General features: G+C 71.2%; 15 protein-coding genes. 7 read left to right on the top strand and 8 right to left on the bottom strand.

Features of this window, described 5'->3' with window-relative positions; genetic code table 11:
• Positions 1 to 26 precede the first annotated feature (26 nt).
• Positions 27 to 1,838: an AMP-dependent synthetase/ligase gene (locus Vau01_RS35195; protein ID WP_204002080.1), complete on the top strand. Its 1,812-nt coding sequence runs from the start codon at positions 27 to 29 to the stop codon at positions 1,836 to 1,838.
• Here the strand turns inward: Vau01_RS35195 and Vau01_RS35190 are convergent.
• A complete protein-coding gene (locus Vau01_RS35190; protein ID WP_204002077.1) occupies positions 1,819 to 2,250 on the bottom strand; it encodes a phosphatase domain-containing protein in 432 nt (143 codons plus the stop codon). The two genes, Vau01_RS35195 and Vau01_RS35190, sit on opposite strands and share 20 nt — an antisense overlap.
• Before the next feature lie 179 nt (positions 2,251 to 2,429).
• On the opposite strand from Vau01_RS35190, the gene Vau01_RS35185 reads away from it, so the two are divergent.
• The 3 genes from Vau01_RS35185 (at position 2,430) to Vau01_RS35175 (ending at position 3,443) form a co-directional block, all read left to right on the top strand.
• On the top strand, positions 2,430 to 2,651 hold the full coding sequence (locus tag Vau01_RS35185) for a hypothetical protein (RefSeq protein WP_204002076.1): 222 nt from the start codon (positions 2,430 to 2,432) through the stop codon (positions 2,649 to 2,651).
• On the top strand, positions 2,648 to 2,851 hold the full coding sequence (locus tag Vau01_RS35180) for a hypothetical protein (protein WP_204002073.1): 204 nt from the start codon (positions 2,648 to 2,650) through the stop codon (positions 2,849 to 2,851). The genes Vau01_RS35185 and Vau01_RS35180 overlap by 4 nt, the downstream gene beginning before the upstream one ends.
• A gap of 82 nt (positions 2,852 to 2,933) precedes the next feature.
• Positions 2,934 to 3,443 (top strand): hypothetical protein, encoded by a 510-nt coding sequence (locus tag Vau01_RS35175; RefSeq protein ID WP_204002070.1) that lies wholly within the window; start codon positions 2,934 to 2,936, stop codon positions 3,441 to 3,443.
• Here Vau01_RS35175 and Vau01_RS35170 read toward each other — a convergent pair.
• Positions 3,409 to 6,588, bottom strand: coding sequence for an AfsR/SARP family transcriptional regulator (locus tag Vau01_RS35170; protein WP_204002067.1), 3,180 nt, complete (start codon positions 6,586 to 6,588; stop codon positions 3,409 to 3,411). The genes Vau01_RS35175 and Vau01_RS35170 overlap by 35 nt on opposite strands.
• An 88-nt stretch (positions 6,589 to 6,676) precedes the next feature.
• Here Vau01_RS35170 and Vau01_RS35165 point away from each other — a divergent pair, with 88 nt between their 5' ends.
• Positions 6,677 to 7,849 (top strand): MFS transporter, encoded by a 1,173-nt coding sequence (locus tag Vau01_RS35165; protein ID WP_204002057.1) that lies wholly within the window; start codon positions 6,677 to 6,679, stop codon positions 7,847 to 7,849.
• 146 nt (positions 7,850 to 7,995) lie between these two features.
• Here Vau01_RS35165 and Vau01_RS35160 read toward each other — a convergent pair whose 3' ends face one another.
• Genes Vau01_RS35160 through Vau01_RS35150 form a run of 3 tightly spaced genes read right to left on the bottom strand, consistent with a single transcriptional unit; the run spans position 7,996 to position 11,194 of the window.
• The gene (locus tag Vau01_RS35160) at positions 7,996 to 8,913 is read right to left on the bottom strand and encodes an oxygenase MpaB family protein (RefSeq protein WP_204002054.1); all 918 of its coding nucleotides are present in this window, start codon (positions 8,911 to 8,913) and stop codon (positions 7,996 to 7,998) included.
• Entirely contained in the window at positions 8,914 to 10,047 is a 1,134-nt protein-coding gene (locus Vau01_RS35155; protein ID WP_204002051.1) for an acyl-CoA dehydrogenase family protein, read from the bottom strand.
• On the bottom strand, positions 10,040 to 11,194 hold the full coding sequence (locus Vau01_RS35150) for a CaiB/BaiF CoA transferase family protein (protein ID WP_204002047.1): 1,155 nt from the start codon (positions 11,192 to 11,194) through the stop codon (positions 10,040 to 10,042). The genes Vau01_RS35155 and Vau01_RS35150 overlap by 8 nt, the downstream gene beginning before the upstream one ends.
• 56 nt (positions 11,195 to 11,250) lie before the next feature.
• Here Vau01_RS35150 and Vau01_RS35145 point away from each other — a divergent pair, with 56 nt between their 5' ends.
• On the top strand, positions 11,251 to 11,898 hold the full coding sequence (locus Vau01_RS35145) for a GntR family transcriptional regulator (protein ID WP_204002045.1): 648 nt from the start codon (positions 11,251 to 11,253) through the stop codon (positions 11,896 to 11,898).
• On the opposite strand, the gene Vau01_RS35140 is transcribed toward Vau01_RS35145, so the two are convergent.
• Positions 11,895 to 13,112, bottom strand: a complete 1,218-nt coding sequence (locus Vau01_RS35140; RefSeq protein WP_204002043.1) for an acyl-CoA thioesterase/bile acid-CoA:amino acid N-acyltransferase family protein — start codon at positions 13,110 to 13,112, stop codon at positions 11,895 to 11,897. The two genes, Vau01_RS35145 and Vau01_RS35140, sit on opposite strands and share 4 nt — an antisense overlap.
• A gap of 63 nt (positions 13,113 to 13,175) precedes the next feature.
• Between Vau01_RS35140 and Vau01_RS35135 the strand changes: the two genes are divergently transcribed.
• The gene (locus Vau01_RS35135) at positions 13,176 to 13,568 is read left to right on the top strand and encodes a helix-turn-helix transcriptional regulator (protein WP_204002034.1); all 393 of its coding nucleotides are present in this window, start codon (positions 13,176 to 13,178) and stop codon (positions 13,566 to 13,568) included.
• Here the strand turns inward: Vau01_RS35135 and Vau01_RS35130 are convergent.
• A complete protein-coding gene (locus Vau01_RS35130; protein WP_239152107.1) occupies positions 13,558 to 14,409 on the bottom strand; it encodes a glycoside hydrolase family protein in 852 nt (283 codons plus the stop codon). The genes Vau01_RS35135 and Vau01_RS35130 overlap by 11 nt on opposite strands.
• A 20-nt stretch (positions 14,410 to 14,429) precedes the next feature.
• Positions 14,430 to 15,254, bottom strand: coding sequence for an amidohydrolase family protein (locus Vau01_RS35125; protein WP_204002031.1), 825 nt, complete (start codon positions 15,252 to 15,254; stop codon positions 14,430 to 14,432).
• Between the last annotated feature and the right edge of the window lie 24 nt (positions 15,255 to 15,278).

Raw genomic sequence — 15,278 nt, 5'->3', positions numbered from 1 at the left:
AGTTAACGAAGGTTTACAGTGCCGGCATGGTTGAGCAGACCCCCACCGAGCTCGCCGACCGGTACGCCAAATCCACCAACGGCCTCACCGTGCCGGCCCTCGTCCACCGCAACGCCACCGAGTTCCCCGCCCAGCCGGCCCTCACCGCGCTGGGCTCCGACGAGCACATCACCTGGGGCGTACTGCGCGACCGGGTCGCCGCCATCTCCCGAGGGCTGGCCGGCCTGGGCCTCTCGGCCGGCGGACGCATGCTCGTCATGATGTCGGGCCGGCCCGAGCACTGGCTGGTCGACCTCGCCGCCGCGCACCTCGGCGCCGTGCCGTCGACCGTGTACGCGACGCTGAGCACGGACCAGTTGCGCTACCTGGGCCAGCACAGCGCGGCGAGCATCGTCGTGCTGGAGGGCGCGGCGCAGTTCGAGAAGTGGCAACCGATCCTCGACCAGTTGCCCGCGCTGAAACACATCGTGCTGGTCGACGACGCCCGGGTCTCCTTCGAGGGCGCGGTTTCGTTGCGAGACCTCGAAGCGGCGGGCAGTGCCTCTCATGATGCGGATCCTTCCGTCTTCGAGCGGACGTGGCGCGCGGTGACGCCCGATCAGCCGGTCACCATGCTCTACACCTCGGGCACCACCGGTGATCCGAAGGGTGTGGTGATCAGCCACCGCAACGTCATCTACCAGTCGGTGGCGCTGGAGAACGTCGTCGACATCCCCGACCACGCGCGGTCACTTGCGTATCTGCCGTTGGCCCACATCGCCGAGCGGATGCTGGGCATCTACAACCCGATCTACCGGGCCGGACACGTCACCATCTGCCCTGACCCCACCCTTCTTCTGGGGGCGCTGAACCAGGTGCGCCCGGTCGGCTTCTTCGGCGTCCCACGGATCTGGGAGAAGATGGTCGCCGGTATCCAGGCCAAGATCTCCGCGGCCGAGCCACCGGTCAAGGCCGCGTTCGAAGCTGCGACGTCCGTCGCAATCGAGGTCTTCGAACTGCGTGCCGACGGACGCAGCGTGCCCGCCGACCTCGCAGCGAAGCGCGCCGCACTGGACGACCAGGTGCTCCGCCCGATCCGCACGATGCTCGGGTTGGAGAACGCGTTGTGGGCCGGCAGCGGTGCCGCGCCGATCCCGGTGGAGGTGCTCCGGTTCCTGGCCGGAATCGGCATCGACGTCATCGAGGTCTGGGGCATGACCGAGACGACCGGCACGGCGACCACGAACACCCCCGACGTCTTCCGCACCGGTTCCGTCGGCAAACCGGTGCCCGGCATGGAGATCCGCCTGGCCGACGACGGCGAGATCCTGATCCGCGGCCCACTCGTGTGCATGGGCTACCTGAAATCCGACGGCGGCGTCGAGTCGGCCGTCGACGAGGACGGCTGGCTGGCCACCGGCGACGTCGGCACGATCGACGAGGACGGCTTCCTCTTCATCACCGACCGCAAGAAGGAAATCATCATCACCTCCGGCGGAAAGAACATCCCGCCCGCCCGTATCGAGAGCCTGCTGCGCGCACACCCACTGGTGGCACAGGCCGTCGCGATCGGCGACCGCCGCCCCTACATCACTTCCCTCATCGTCCTGGACGAGGACATGGTCCACGCCCGCTTCCCCGCCACCACCTCGCCGGCGACCGACCCCGACGTGATCGCCGAGATCCAGCGGGCGGTCGACGAGGCCAACACGAAGCTGTCGCGGCCGGAACAGGTCAAGAAGTTCACGATCCTGTCCACCACCTGGACCGCCGAGTCCGGTGAGCTGACGCCGAAACTCTCCATGCGGCGCCGGGTCATCAACGAGCGCTACGCGCAGGTCATCGACGCGATGTACTGACGTACCGCTTCTGCCACGGTGTCTCCACGGCGTGGCGGTCGTAGTGCGCCCGCACGTACGCGACCGCCTCGTCGGGCGGCACCCCGTCGAGCACCGCGATGAGCGCGAGTGCAGTGCCGGTGCGCCCCCGCCCACCTCCGCAGGCGACCTCCACCCGCTCCTCCTCGGCGACGCTCCATGCGTGGTGGAGGATCGCCCTCGCGTGCTCCTTGTCGGTGGGTAACCGGAAGTCCGGCCACTTGATCCAGTCGGCCCGCCAGGTGACCGCGGGCGGCGGCTTTCCGAGCAGGTAGACGCCGTAGGTCGGCTCCGGGCCCGACGGCAGCGGCCGCCGCAGGCCCCTGCCACGGATGAGCCTGCCGGACGGCAGACGCATCACCCCGGGGGCGGCGGGGTCCCAGAACTCGGCCATGGATCATCTTTCCTTTCTCGGAGCTGCCGGCCCGATCGTATCGATCGACCGGTGCGGCGAATGTACACAGTGGATGTTCGCGCCACCATTGGGGATTTCCCCACGGTCGTCGCAGGATTTCCCCACTCCCGGGATCGAACGGATGTGCGAAAGTGGCCCCCGGAGAAAGGAGCAGTGACGTGGCCATCACCAGGCAGCACAGCACACAGCCGGTACTCAAGTGCCGGTGCGGAGGGCTGTACCGCAATCCCGACGCGCACCATGACGCCTTCGGACACCGGCCCGATCCGGTGTACGCCGACCTCGGGCACGAGCCCGACCCGATGTTCGACCCGCTGCGGTACGAGGCCGGCCCGCCGCACGACGCGTTCGGTCACCAGCCCGGCCGGGTGGCGGCATGAGGGCCCGGCACGCGGCCGGCTGCACCTGTGATCAGGTGTGGCACCACCGGCGTTCCGGTGTCGCGGCGCACGTCGATCGTCGCAACGAACGCGAGCGCATGGACGCCGCACGGTTGGTCGGCAAGACCATGAACAACCTCGCCCGCGAGCGCCGCGCGTGGGCCGAGGAAGACGCCGCCGCCCGCGCCGTTCCGCCGTGACGCCACGGTCGCTGAAGCCGTCCTGACAGCGGCCGCTGCCAGCGTTTGCGCGTTCCCACCGGTTCACATCGAAGGAGTTGTCATGCGTGGAACGTGGAAAACACGGCTGGCCGCCGCGGCCGGAGCCGCCTCGATGATCGGCGCCGCGGTCGCCTCGCCGGCGATCGCGGCAGGCCCGGACACGGAGCGGCAGCTCGGCACGGCGGGTCTGGTCCAGTGGTGTGCGCGGAAGTTCGACGAGGCGCAGCGGCATGACATGGAGTCGTTCCGCGACTTCGACCGGGCGGGCTGGGAGGCCGGGCACGACGACGACGCCATCACGATCTACAGCGGTGGGCAGATCGTCCAGGGGCGGGCGGCCATCGGGGAGTCTCAGCGCAACCACTTCAACAACCGCAACGCCACCTGGACCTGGACGGAGAAGACCCGCGCCGTCGACGGCTGCAGCACCGGAACGATCGTCTACGACGCGACCTACGCCATCCCGTCGCAGGGGTTCGTGATCCGGCAGATCATCAGCGTCAGCTACACGTTCAAGCACGGCAAGTGGCTGACGGTCATCGACCAGGGGACGCAGATTCCCGTGTCGTAGGTGTCAGAACCGGGAAGTGCGGAGGCGGGTGGTAGCCCGTCTCCGCCTGGATCTCGGCCGCGCGGGCGCCGTGGGCGGCTGCGGCGTCGCTGTCGCCCTCGCAGTCGCTGATGGCGGCCAGCAGGTGCGACGCCTGGCACTGGACGAGCCTGAGGCCGGCCCGGTCGGCGATGTCGAGCGCCACGTGAACGCGTTCGCGGGCGCTGGCCGTGCGCCCGTTGGTCAGGTCGGCGACCGCGAACGACAGCCGTGCCTCGGCCTCGTGGATGCGGCTGCCCGAGCCGATGGCCAGCCGTACGGCGCGGGCGTACCGCTCGCCGGCGCGGGCGGAAACGCCGCGTAGCCGGTACACGTCGCCGATCGCGATCAGGGCTCCGGCCTCGAGCCAGGCGTCGTCGAGCAGTTCGGCGACGTGCAGAACGCACTCGGCGTGCTGGCGGGCGAGGTCGAGGTCGCCGTTGTCGAGCCGGATGCGGGTCAGGGTGTCGTGCGCGATGGCCTCGCTACGACGGATCCCCGAGCGGCGGGCCAGCGCCAGCGCCTGGGAGGCGTCGGCGAGGGCACCGGGGTAGTCGCCGAGGACGCGGCGCACCTCGCCCCGGTTGGCGTACAACATCGTCCGGGGTGCGCCCTCGATCTCGAGGCCGGCGGTCGCGCTGTGCAGCGCCGTCCCGAGTTCGCCCGTGTGGGTCTGCACGATGCAGCACAGGTTCAGGGCCGTGCCGAGCAGGTCGGAGCGGTCGAGTTGGCGGATCACCGTGATCCCGCGGTCCAACGTGGCGAGCGCGGCCCGCAGGTCGCCGGAGAGGAAGTGGTTGTATCCGAGGTTGCACAGGGTCACAGCCGTTGCCGCGACGGCGTCCTCACGCCGGTACCGGTCGAGGGCGGCGGTGAGGTGGTCGATGGCGACCAGCGGTCCGCTGCGGCGATGGCGGGCCGACGCGAGGCTGCGGTGCATCGCCGCCTCGCCCAGCCGGTAGCCGACCGCCTCCGCGGCCCGCAGTCCGGCCGTGGTCGCCGCCTCCCACTCGCGGATGTGCTGGCCGCGCTGGAAGTACGTCATCAACGTGTCCGCGAGGTGCCACGAGAACGGGCCGGCGGCCCGAACGGCCGCCGCCACGAGGTTCGCGCGCTCGGCGTCGAGCCAGGTGCGGGCCTGGGTCGCGGTGCGGAACCGGTCGCCGCCGGCGGGCACCGGGTGCGGCAGCGGCACCGGGTTGGGGCCGTCGAGCCGTACGGCGGCCTCGGCGGTGGCCAGGTACCAGTCGCAGAGGCGGGCCCAGGCCGCTGCGGCGTCGGGCTCGTCGGCACCGCGTTCGGCGGCGTACAACCGCAGCAGGTCGTGGAAGGCGAACCGGTCGCCGTGGCGCTGGATGAGGTTCGCGGCCGCAAGACCGTCCAGGAGGCGCTCGGAGTGGTCGCGGTCAGCGGCGCAACCGGCTGGATCCTGGTCGGTCGGCGCGTGATCGAAAGGGGCGACAACGGGAGTAGCGACGGGAGCAGCGCCCGGGCCGAGCAGGGCGGCTACCGCTCCGACCGTGACGTCCGGGCCCGGTACCAGTCCCAGCAGGCCGAACAACCGGCGGAGTTCCGGGCCCAGCGCCGCGTACGCCTGGTCGAACGCCGACCGCACAGCCGACCCGCCCGAGCCGTCGATCGCCAGCCGGGCCAGGCGGTTTCCGGTGCGCAGGCCGTCGATCCAGCGGGTGGCGGGCACGCTCGGACGGGCGACCAGCGCGGCGGCCGAGATCCGGAGGGCGAGCGGCAGTTGGCCACACAGGTCGGCCAGTTCGGCGACCGCGGCCGGCTCGATCTGGCGGCGACCGGCGCGGAGCACGCGGGTCAGGAGGGTGCGGGCGTCGGCCGGAGGGAGGAGGTCGAGGGTGATCTCGTGAGCGGGGTACCGGGCGGTGAGCGCGGCCAGTGAGGATCGTGCGGTCACCAGCACGGCGCAGCCGGAGGTGCCGGGCAGGAGTGGTTCGACCTGGTCGGCGCCGGACGCGTCGTCGAAGACCAGCAGGACCTTGCGGTCGGCCAGGCGGCTGCGGAACGCGGCGGCGCGTGCGTCGAGCCGTTCCGGGATGTCGGGTGCCTCCATGCCGGAGGTCCGCAGCAGGTCGGCGAGCACGTCGGTCGCGTCGCGGGGACCGGTGGTGCCACCGAGGCGGACGTACCACTGCCCGTCCGGGAAGCGCCAGCGCAGCCGGTGCGCGGCCCGCACCACCAGGGCCGTCTTGCCGACGCCGGGTGGGCCGGAGACCGTCACCACCGGCGTGCCACCGATGCTGAGGAGGTCGTCGATGCGGTTCAGGCCGGCGCGGCGACCGACGAAGTCGGCGAGGTCCATCGGCAGCTGGCACTCGACCGTCCACGATGGACGGACGGGCGGCACCGAGCCGGCCGCCGGCACCGCCAACGACGGGTCGCCGGTGAGCACGGCGCGGTGCAGGCGCTGCAGCTCGTCGCTGGGATCGAGGCCCAGTTCGAGGGCCAGCTTGCGGGCCAGCACCCGGTAGGTCTGCAGCGCCTCGGCCTGCCGCGACGACCGGAAGAGGGCGATCATGAGATACGCCCACAGCCGCTCGCGCAGCGGGTAACGGCTGGTCAGCGCCGTCAGCTCGGAGATCAGTTCGGCGTGCTGGCCGAGCGTGAGCCGCACGTCGATCAGGGTCTCCTGCGCGGTGAGGCGCTCCTCGGCCAGGCGGGGTACCTCGTCGCGCGCGAGCACCTCGGCGGTCATCCCGGCCAGCGCCTCGCCGCGCCACAGCGACAACGCCTGGTCGAGCAGCCTCAGCCGGCGCGTCGGGTCCTCACCCGGATGCGCCTGTTCGACCAGCGCCCGGAACCGCAGCAGGTCGAGCTGCCACTGGTCGACCTCGATCAGGTAGCCGCGCTCGTGGGTCTGCACGGCCCGGCCACCGGCGGCGAGCGCCAGCCGCAACCGGGCGACGTTGGTCTGCACGGTGCGGCGCGGGTTGCCCGGCGGCTGCTCGCCCCACATCCGCTCGACCAGTTCGTCGATCGACACCACCCGGTTCGCCTGCAGCAGCAGAGTCGCCAGCAGCGTGCGCACGCGCGGCGTACCGAGATCCACCGGCCGGCCCCGGTCGTGGGCCTCCAGCGGCCCGAGCACACGAAACTCCATTAAAAGAGGAGACCCGTGAGGTCCGTCGCCGGTTGCGCCGAAGAAAATACGCGTGGACCGTGAAGCAGTTCAGAAATAATCCGCGACGATGGGAGCACTCCTCCGGGCGAACCCCGGCTTCCGCCTGTTGTGGACCGCCCGCACGGCGAGCTACGTCGGCGACTCGCTGGGCCTCGTCGCCCTGCTGATCTACCTGGAGATGTCCACCGGGCAGGCCCTCGCGGTCGCGTTCCTCCTGATCGCGGCCGACTCCGTGCCCGGCCTGTTCGGGCCGCTCACCGGCGTGGTCAGCGACCGCTTCGACCTGCGCCGGGTGCTGGTCGGCTGCGATGTCGCGCAGGGCGTCCTGACCCTCGCGATCGCCGTGCTCCTGCCGCCCCTGCCGGTGCTGCTGCTCCTCGTCTGCCTGCGTGGCATCGCCGCCCAGGTGTTCCAGCCTGCCGCGCGCAGTGCCGTGCCGGTGCTCGTCGCCGACAAGGATCTCGAAACGGCGAACTCGACGCTGGGCGCCGGCACGTTCGGCCTGGAGGTGGTCGGGCCGCTGCTGGCCGCGGCGCTGCTACCGGTGCTGGACACGCGCGGGCTGCTGTTCGTCGACGCGGCGACGTTCGCCGTGTCGGCCGTCCTCCTCGCCCGCCTGCCGGCGCTCCCCCGGGCGGTCACCGAAGGCGAGGGGACGCGGGCCGGGCTCGCCTACATCCGGCGCGCGCCCGTCGTCAGGGCGATCGGGCTGGGGTTCGTCGCGGTCGTCGCGTTCAGCGGAGTGGACGACGTGGCGCTGGTGTTCCTGGCGCGCGACGACCTCGGTGCGGGTGACGCCGCGACCGCGTTGCTCTACGCCGGCATCGGGATCGGGCTGGCCGCCGGCTACCCGCTGATCGCCCGGTTCGGCGCCCGCACCGGCAGTGCCGTGCTCATCGTGGCCGGTTTCGGGATCAGCAGCGCCGGCAACCTGCTCACCGGGTTGGCCTGGGCGGTGGGCGCCGCGCTGGCGCTGCAGACCGTGCGCGGACTCGGCGTCGCGGCGATCGACGTCGGGGTGAACACGCACCTGCAGCGCGTCGTGCCGGCCGACCTGCAGGGCCGGGTGTTCGGCACGCTGTACGGTGCGATCGGCGTTGCTGCCGGTCTTTCTTATGCACTGGGTGGTGCTCTTTTAGCACTAACCGATGCCCGGGTGACGTTCGTCGTCGCCGGAATCGGGGGCCTGCTGGCCACCGCCGCAACGGCGGTCGCGCTACGCGCGGCAAGGCAGCACTGATCGGCAAGGCAGCGCCGAGCGGCAAGGCACGGCCGGGCAGCGCCGAGCGGCCGGGCAGCGCCGAGCAGCCGGGCAGCGCCGAGCAGCCGGGCAGCGCCGAGCAGCAGAGCAGCAGAGCAGCGCCGAGCGGCCAAGCAGCGCTCAGATCAGGCGCCTGCCCGGGGGCGGAGCCACCGGGCGTCGAGGTCACCGGGCGGTTCCGGGGCGCCGAGGTCGCCCGGCCGGTAGCCCGTCGGATATCCGGGGTACGTGCGGTTCTTCGCCTCCTGCGCCAACCGCGAGATCTTCCGCGGCCGGATCGCGCCTGCTCGGCGTCCAAGACCAAGGAGCCGGCCCCGCAACCGGAGCGTGCCCGCGCCGGCGGCCGTGACCCACCGCGGCGCCGCGCGGAACCCGAACGCGGTGAGCATCAACGGATCCAGCATGCTCCGCACACCGAGCCGGGCGAGCGGACGCAGCGGACGCGGGAACCACGCGGCGAACAGCCCGACCGTGTACTCGCCGACGCGACGGTTGGTGTCGCTGTAGATGAACTTCGATGTCTCGTACGAGGCCTTGAACTCGCGGAACTCCTCGAACAACGACGGGATCTCACGGATCCCCATCCGGTGGCCGACCTCGCGGTAGTAGTGGAACGCCGCCATTTTCTCGGCCTCGGCGAGCGGGCGCCAGCCGTACCGGGCGAGCCAGTCGATCGGGTCGTAGATGAACGTCGACAGCACGTAGAGCATGTCGTCGTTGGAGATCGCGTAGCGGCCGTGCATGCGGTTGATGACGCGCAGCGCCTCCTTGCCGCGCGGCGAATCGTAGCCGTGCGCCGCGATCTCGGCCATCAGCAGAGCGGTGTCGTCGTAGCGGCGCTGCGGCCGGTCGCGGAACTCGCGCGTCGCGTCGAGCAGGGCCGAGATGCTGGGGACGCAGTACGTGCGGAACAACGCGAACTCCAGCGCCCGCGTGTAGTCCCACGGAAACTCGTGCCCGGCCGAGATGCGGTAGATCTCCTCGTGATCGCGCACCGGATCGAGCGCCGCGATCCGGTCGGACCAGTAGCGATACCCGGACATCTAAACCCCCAATGACCGCCCGATGACCTCTTTCATGATTTCCGTCGTTCCCCCGTAGATGGTCGCGATGCGCGAGTCGAGATACGCCTTCGCGACCGGGTACTCCAGCATGTACCCGTATCCGCCGTGCAGTTGCAGGCACCGGTCGACGACGTGCTTCTGCAGTTCGGTGCACCACCACTTTGCCATCGCGGCCGTCTCCGCGGTGAGTTCCGGCTCCGTCACGCACCGGTCGACGAAGGTGCGCCCGAGTTCCAGTTCGGTGGCCATCTCGGCGAGCACGAACCGGTTGTGCTGGAACGACCCGATCGGCCGGCCGAACGCCTGCCGGTCCTTGCAGTACGCCAGCGTCAGCTCGAAGACCTTCTCCGCGGCCGCCAGCGCCGCGGTGGCGATCGACAGCCGCTCGGCCGGCAGGTTGCGCATGAGGTACAGGAAGCCCTGCCCCTCCTCGCCCAGGAGGTTCGCGGCCGGAACCCACACGTCGGCGAAGAACAGCTCGGCGGTGTCCTGCGCCTTCTGGCCGATCTTCTCCAGGTTTCGCCCGCGGTCGAACCCGGCCATCCCCCGCTCGACCACGAGCAGGCTGATGCCGCGGTGGCCCGCGTCGGGATCCGTGCGGGCCACCACGATCACGAGGTCGGCGAGGATGCCGTTGCTGATGAACGTCTTCTGTCCATTGAGGACGTAGCTGTCGCCGTCGCGTACGGCCGTGGTGCGGATCCCCTGGAGGTCGCTGCCGGCACCCGGCTCGGTCATCGCGATCGCGGTGATGATCTCGCCGCTGCAGAAGCCCGGCAGCCAGCGGCGCTTCTGCTCCTCGGTGGTGAGGTCGGTGAGGTACGGACCGATGATGTCGTTGTGCAGACCGAACGCCGGCCCGCTCGCACCGGCGCGGGCGGCCTCCTCGGCGAACACGGCCGAGTAGCGCCGGTCACGCACGCCCGCGCCGCCGTACTCCTCGTCGACGAAGAACCCGAGCAGGCCGGCCTTCCCGGCGGCGAGCCACACCTCGCGGTCGACGACGCCGGCGGCCTCCCACCGCTCGTGGTTCGGCACGACCTCCTTGGCGAGGAACGTACGGCACAGTTCCCGGAACGCGTCGTGCTCCGGCGTGAAGATGGTCCTACGCATCCGATGCCTCCTTGGCCGCGCCGTCGCTGATCCATGACTCGATGCCGTCGACACCCCACGCCTCGAGGGCCGACCGGGTGTGTTCGCCGGGAAGCGGCGGCGGAAGCGGTGCCGGGCCACCGTCGGCGTCGCCGGAGAACCGGGGCGCCGCCGCCGGTTGGACGACGCCGTCGCGCTCCTCGTACGTGCCGCGCGCGACGAGGTGCGGGTCGTGCGGCGCCTCGGTGACCGACAGCACCGGTGCCACACAGGCGTCGGTGCCGCTGAACACCTTGGTCCACTCCTCGCGCGTGCGCGACGCGAACACCGCGGCGATCCGCTCACGCATCTCCGGCCAGCGGTCCAGCTCGTACTGCGTCGGGAAGTCGGGTCGGTCGAGGCCGAGCAGCCGCACCAGTTCGGTGAAGAACTGGGGTTCCAGCGCGCCGACCGCCATGTGGCCGCCGTCGGACGTCTCGTAGACGTCGTAGAACGGGGCACCGGTGTCGAGCAGGTTGGCGCCCCGGTTCGGCGTCCACCGGCCACCGGCCATGAGGCTGTGCACCATCGTGGTGAGATGTGCGGCGCCGTCGACGATCGCGGCGTCGACCACCTGCCCGCGTCCCGTTGCTTCAGCCTGGCGGAGCGCGGCCAGGACGCCCACGACCAGATAGAGGGAACCGCCGCCGAAGTCGCCGACCAGGTTGACCGGAACCTGCGGCGGACCGCCCGCGCGGCCGATCGGGTGCAGCGCGCCGGCGACCGCGATGTAGGCGATGTCGTGCCCGGCGGAGTGCGCCAGCGGACCCTCCTGGCCCCAGCCGGTCATGCGGCCGTAGACCAGTTTCGGGTTGCGCGCCCAGACGTGTTCGGGACCGACACCGAGCCGCTCGGCGACGCCCGGCCGAAAGCCCTCGATGAGGACGTCGGCCCGCTCGGCCAGCGCGAGCACCACCTCCGCCCCGCGCGGGTGCTTGAGGTCGACGGCCACCGAACGCTTGCCGCGGTTGAGCAGGTTGAGCCGGGGGTCGCCGGTGATCGGTGACACCGGGCCCGGCCGGTCGACGCGCACCACGTCGGCACCGAGGTCGGCGAGGTGCATCGCCGCGAACGGACCCGGACCGATGCCGGCCAGTTCGACCACCCGCAGCCCCGACAGCGGCCCCATGCATACCTCCGCAGATTTGATATTTGATACCGTATCCCGGCCGGGGAGGAGGAGCAATGAGACCGCAGCTTTCCGAGGAGGTCGCGGGGCACCTGCGGTCGCAGATCATGTCCGGTCGGGTGCGGCCGGGCGAGCGGATCCGGTTGGAAGAGGTCGCCGAGCAGCTCGGCGTGAGCATCACCCCGGTGCGGGAGGCGCTGCTGACGCTGCGCGGCGAGGGCATGGTCGAGCTGGAGCCGCGGCGAGGGTACGTGGTGGCGCCGATGTCGCGCCAGGACATCCTCGACGTGTTCACCCTGCAGGGCGACATCGCCGGTGAGCTGGCGGCCCGGGTGGCCGCCCGGATCACCGCCTCCGAGCTGGCGGAACTGTCCACACTGGACAGAAAGCTCGGCACGGCCACCCGGACCCGCCGGGTGACCGACATCGAGCGGCTGGAGTTCGAGTTCCACCGCGCCGTCAACCTGATCGCCGAGGCGCGCAAGCTCGCCTGGTTCCTGCGCACCGCGACGCTGTACACCCCGGCCCGGTTCCTGTCGTCCGATCCGGGCTGGCGGGCCGCGATGCGCACCGACCACGAGGCGTTGCTGGCGGCGCTGCGCGACGGCGACGCGGCGGGCGCCCGGGCGTCGATGAGCCGCCACTTCACCGACGGCGCCGACCGGTTGGTCAAGCACCTCGACGATCTCGGGCTGTGGAGCTAAAGGCTCGCGAGGAACGCGAGCACGCGGCGATGGGCGTCGGCCCGGGCGGCCGCCGTTGCCGCCGGCGTGCCGCCGTGCCGGAACCGCACTCCGGGGCCGGGGCCGATCGAGACGGTGGTCGGTGTGTACGGCGGCGCGGCGATGAGATGACCGGCACCGGCGTACACGACGTGCTCGTGCGGCCGGCCGTGCGCCGCAAGGCGGTCTGCCGCCACCTGATGGAACGCCGGGCCGTAGCCACCGTCGTCCTCAGTGGACAGTAACAGCACCGGTCCGGAGATCCGTTCGACCGGGATCGTGGCGGCGGCCAGGATGTCGAGCGACAGGCCGGGTTCGAAGACGTCGCGCAGCCGCACCGGCTCCCCGTCGGCGATCGCCTTCTCCACCTCGGGCGTCACGACGTTCGGCACGAACGGCAACGGTTTGCCGCCCTGCGTCCAGTTCGGGACCGGGGTGGTGACGATGTCGAGGAACGAGCCGGTGAAGATGCTCTGGTCGATGCCCTGCGTCATGACCCCGCTGCCGACGATGCTGACCACGCCGGCTATCCCGGGCCACGTGGCGCCGGCGACCAGGGCCGCCTCGCCGCCCTTGGAACCGCCGACGAACGCCACCTTGCCGGGGTTCACGACCGGTAGACCACTCAGGTGTTCCAGTGCCCGGGCGAAGTACTCGACCGGGATGTCCTTCATCGTCGGTGGGCGGTTGGGCGCGCCGTAGACCGCAAGCGCGAGGGCCGCGTATCCGTGCGCGGCGAACAACGCCGCGTCGTCCTCGTGGATGCCGCCTTCGGCGCCGCACAACAGCACCGCCGTGGTGAGGTTCGCCGCCGCTTCCGGGTGATAGAGGACGCCGTACAGATCGCCGTCGGTCACCTCGGTGCGCACGAGACCGGCCGGAATCCGGTGCCTCACAACGGTTGTGGCGACACCCGACGCGCTGAGCGTCAGCTCCGGCGGGTCGCCGACCGCATCGTCCGCCGGGCGCATCGACCACACGGGTCCCATCGGGTCGACGCCCTCGTAGGAGCCGGCAACGGGCGCGTCGCGGGCCAGATCGACCGTGCCGTCGGCGTCCACGACGAAGTTCGCCTCCGACGCCCAGCCGGGCTGCGAGGCGCGCAATCGCACCGTTTCGCCGGGCGGGAAGCCGGTGAGGCGGATCCGCAATTCGGTGTCGAGGGCGGGTTGGTCCGGGGAAATCTCGATCCGCATGTTCCGACCGTAGGATCGAATAACCGACCGCGCTATGTCGGTCTTTGGAAATTGGGGGTGCCCGTGCCGCGACTGGTGGGACCCGGCAACCGGGCCGGCTTCGTGCAACTGCATCAGGCGCTGCCGCTGATCGAACGGCAGCACGCGTTGATCGAGGAGCTGCGCGCGCGGGCGCCCCGGTTCGTCCCCGGCCGGGATCTCGCGCTGCGCACCGGAACCACGGTTCGCACGGTCGAGCGCGACATCGCGCGGCTCGTGGAGGCCGGCGTTCCGGTGCAGGTGCGGCGGGGACGCGGTGGCGGTTACCGGATCGACGCCCGGCGCGAACTGCCGGCGGTGACGTTCACGCCGGGCGAGGCGTCGGCCCTCCTGGCGTCGCTGGTGGCGGTCGGGCCGTACATCTCGGCGTCGGCGCAGTCGGCGCTGCGCAAGCTGTTGGACGCGCTCACGCAGTGACCAGTTCGGTGCGGAGTTCGTGGCTGCCGTCGGGGAGCGGAGCCTCGTAGTAGAGCCGGAATCCGCCGTCCGGCAGGGGCAGCACGTCGAGATAGCGCACCGCCGCCACCGGTTCGCCGGCCGCTTCGAGACGCCCGTCGACCGGGTCGGCGACGCCGGTGCGCTCGTCGAAGTTCTCCTCGGCGGTGGCCCGGCCGTCGTACGCCGCCCGGCCGTCGGGAAGGATCGCGGTGACGCGGGCACCGCGCGCGTCCCACTCCCCCGGGCGACCGGCGAGCACGGTGCCGTGCCACTCCCAGGTGAGGCCGTCGTCGCTCGTGGCGTAGGCGGTGGTCATCCGGTCCTCGGCATCGACGATGTCGAGCGGGTGGCAGCAGATCCAGGCGTGCCAACGGCCGTCGATCACCCGGATCACCGGGTCCTTCACGCCCGTCCTGTCGTCGCCGGGGAAGACGGTTCGCGGCTCGGCCGTGGCGAGGCCGGCGAGATCGTCGGCGTCGAGGGCGTCGATCCACCAGTGCTTGCTGCCCGGCGTCGCGCAACACACGTAGACGCGCCACCCACCGTCGGGCCGACGGACGAGCGCCGGCCGCTCCAGGGACTCCGCGCCGAAGCGGTCCTTGTCGAGCGTGGCAACGGTTTCGGTGCGCACACCGTCCACTGAGGACACGATGACCACCGCGGCGCCGCGCTGATCGACGCGCCTCAGCCGGTACGCGATCGCGATCCCGTCGTCGGTGAGCGCCGCGCTGGGCGCGCCCACCCACTGCCCGAAGCCGGGCGCGGGTGCGGGAACGACGACGGACGGCGTGGCGGAACCGGGAATCGGGAAGGTGCGCATACGTGATCTTATCGCCGGGGTCACGACCTCGCGAAGAAGAGGCGCCTCGCGGTGCCGGCGAGGAACAGGGCCCGCGCCTCGTCGTCCAGACCGAGTTTGTCGAGGTGTTCGAGGCATCGCGCCGGGCTCAGCATCGGCCAGTTCGACCCGAACAGCACCCTCCCCCGCCCGCGGCCACGCATGAAGTCGACCAGTTCGGGCGGCAGCCGGTGCAGCGCGTAGGCAGAGGTGTCGATGTGGAAGTTCGGGTACTTCGTGGCCAGCGACAGCACCTCGCCCATCCACGGATAGCCGACGTGGCCACCGATCACCACGAGGTCGGGGAAGTCGAGCAGCACCTCGTCGAGGTACGGGATGGGGCGTCCCGGCTCGGACGGGAACAGCGGCCCGGTGTGGCCGATCTGGGTGCACAACGGCACGCCGAGTTCGACGCACGTCACGTAGAGCGGATAGTAGCGGCGGTCGTTCGGCGGCAGTTTCCACAACCAGGGGACGATGCGGACGCCGACGAAACCCAGTTCGGTGACGGCGCGGCGGATCTCACGCACGGCGGCGACGGGGTTGTCCAGGTCGACCGCGGCGAGCCCGGCGAACCGGTCCGGGTGCGCCGTGACCACCTCGGCGACCTCGTCGTTCGAGATCAGTGATCCGGTCGGTGCGTGCCATGCCGACAGCAGCGCCGTCCTGACGCCGGCCTGGTCCATAGCACCGACCGTGGCCTCCACCGGCAGGGTGCGGCCGACGGTCGGGCCGGCGCTCTGGGTCCACCGGAGCAGCGGCTCCAGCCACGGCATCGTGGTGAACCGCTCGGTCGGGTGCTGTGCCCAGACGTCGACGATGTCCATGCGTCACCTCACTTCAGTAGTGAA

The organism is Virgisporangium aurantiacum, assembly GCF_016863635.1.
In the GTDB taxonomy this organism is placed as follows: domain Bacteria; phylum Actinomycetota; class Actinomycetes; order Mycobacteriales; family Micromonosporaceae; genus Virgisporangium; species Virgisporangium aurantiacum.
The sequence above is the reverse complement of the archived record's forward strand: the minus strand, read 5'-3'. Positions and strand labels throughout refer to the sequence as shown.

What these genes read in the sequence shown, in the direction of transcription:
- Vau01_RS35155 (WP_204002051.1), bottom strand. Translation starts at nt 10,047, where the DNA reads ATGCGTAGGACCATCTTCACGCCGGAGCACGACGCGTTCCGGGAACTG.
- Vau01_RS35175 (WP_204002070.1), top strand. Translation starts at nt 2,934, where the DNA reads ATGCGTGGAACGTGGAAAACACGGCTGGCCGCCGCGGCCGGAGCCGCC.
- Vau01_RS35165 (WP_204002057.1), top strand. Translation starts at nt 6,677, where the DNA reads ATGGGAGCACTCCTCCGGGCGAACCCCGGCTTCCGCCTGTTGTGGACC.
- Vau01_RS35140 (WP_204002043.1), bottom strand. Translation starts at nt 13,112, where the DNA reads ATGCGGATCGAGATTTCCCCGGACCAACCCGCCCTCGACACCGAATTG.
- Vau01_RS35145 (WP_204002045.1), top strand. Translation starts at nt 11,251, where the DNA reads ATGAGACCGCAGCTTTCCGAGGAGGTCGCGGGGCACCTGCGGTCGCAG.
- Vau01_RS35125 (WP_204002031.1), bottom strand. Translation starts at nt 15,254, where the DNA reads ATGGACATCGTCGACGTCTGGGCACAGCACCCGACCGAGCGGTTCACC.
- Vau01_RS35160 (WP_204002054.1), bottom strand. Translation starts at nt 8,913, where the DNA reads ATGTCCGGGTATCGCTACTGGTCCGACCGGATCGCGGCGCTCGATCCG.
- Vau01_RS35190 (WP_204002077.1), bottom strand. Translation starts at nt 2,250, where the DNA reads ATGGCCGAGTTCTGGGACCCCGCCGCCCCCGGGGTGATGCGTCTGCCG.
- Vau01_RS35150 (WP_204002047.1), bottom strand. Translation starts at nt 11,194, where the DNA reads ATGGGGCCGCTGTCGGGGCTGCGGGTGGTCGAACTGGCCGGCATCGGT.
- Vau01_RS35130 (WP_239152107.1), bottom strand. Translation starts at nt 14,409, where the DNA reads ATGCGCACCTTCCCGATTCCCGGTTCCGCCACGCCGTCCGTCGTCGTT.
- Vau01_RS35180 (WP_204002073.1), top strand. Translation starts at nt 2,648, where the DNA reads ATGAGGGCCCGGCACGCGGCCGGCTGCACCTGTGATCAGGTGTGGCAC.
- Vau01_RS35195 (WP_204002080.1), top strand. Translation starts at nt 27, where the DNA reads ATGGTTGAGCAGACCCCCACCGAGCTCGCCGACCGGTACGCCAAATCC.
- Vau01_RS35170 (WP_204002067.1), bottom strand. Translation starts at nt 6,588, where the DNA reads ATGGAGTTTCGTGTGCTCGGGCCGCTGGAGGCCCACGACCGGGGCCGG.